This is a genomic window from Streptomyces sp. P17, from assembly GCF_032436805.1.
GTDB lineage: Bacteria > Actinomycetota > Actinomycetes > Streptomycetales > Streptomycetaceae > Streptomyces.
On sequence record NZ_JAVRBF010000326.1, the window covers coordinates 1 to 459 of the forward strand.

Here is a 459-nt window from a genome sequence, read left to right on the forward strand (position 1 = left end):
GGGGCGAAGGTTTGCCCGTGGCGCATGTGGTCAAAAACAGTATCGCTTTTCGTAATAATATGGACGGATTTAGCGACAACTTTAATCCAGGTGCTTTGATACTAGATAATAATCTGGCCATCGACAATGTTCGTTTTAACTACCTATTCCGTAAAAGTCCTTATGCCGCTGCAGGTAAACAAGGCTCGTTCATCAATAACCAATCTTACCGTTTTTATGTCAATAGCCCTTACAGTGATGTCATTAACGCCGATTACCTTGAAGGAAATCGATTCATTGTTGATGGAAAAACGCGTGACCAACAAGGGCGAGAAATCAGCGCTCAAACGCTGGATCGGTTAAAAGCAGAGGTGCAGACTCAAGAATCAGGGCGTCTTAGCCAAGCACAACTTGAACAGCTTCAACATCACTTGATGTCGTCTCACTAGCAACCTGAGTAAGGCTTACTGCGACTTGATC

At 44.2% G+C, this 459-nt stretch carries 1 pseudogene; it reads left to right on the plus strand.

The features are described from left to right. Positions 1 to 428, plus strand: a pseudogene (locus RMT89_RS41110) (hypothetical protein); the annotation flags it as partial. Positions 429 to 459: the final 31 nt, after the last annotated feature.